Here is a 501-nt window from a genome sequence, read left to right on the forward strand (position 1 = left end):
CACTTCAAGCCCAGAAATGACTCGCTGCCCTTGTTGCATTTCACCAACAGGTTCAAGCTTCATGCCTTCAATACGTGGTGGCACAACTTGTGGGGTGTCTAAACGGCGAGTGTCGGCCTTGATGATCAGTTGCATGCGTAAATTCGCAGATTGCTGCGGATATAGCGTATGGTTATCGACACTCATATTGAAGCTGAACAAATCATCCAGATCGGGTACCGATTTGTTCGCCATGACTCTTAGCTGAATTGGCTCGGTTTTCATGCCATCGGCCAAAAAACTCGGGATCGTAATTATCCCTTCTTTCATTGGCGCTATAGAAATGCTCCATTCTGTGCGCTGATATTTTCGACCATTGATGTTGTTACTCGAACGTCCGTAGCGAGGCTGTCCTAAGAAGAAATCTTTTTCCAATACGCTGAAGTCGATGGCGTCGGACGCCACTTCTGAGTCTGCCATTATCCGTAGGTTGATGACTTCATTTTTAGCCACTTCAGTTTT

General features: G+C 46.3%; 1 protein-coding gene. It reads right to left on the minus strand.

Annotated features, from left to right (window positions below; all coding sequences use genetic code 11):
- Window positions 1-501 (minus strand): BatD family protein (locus R7E00_RS23140; RefSeq protein WP_318124575.1); only part of this gene is annotated, 501 nt, incomplete at both ends.

The sequence above is a fragment of the Vibrio sp. Vb1755 genome (assembly GCF_033338635.1).
In the GTDB taxonomy this organism is placed as follows: Bacteria; Pseudomonadota; Gammaproteobacteria; order Enterobacterales; family Vibrionaceae; genus Vibrio; species Vibrio alginolyticus.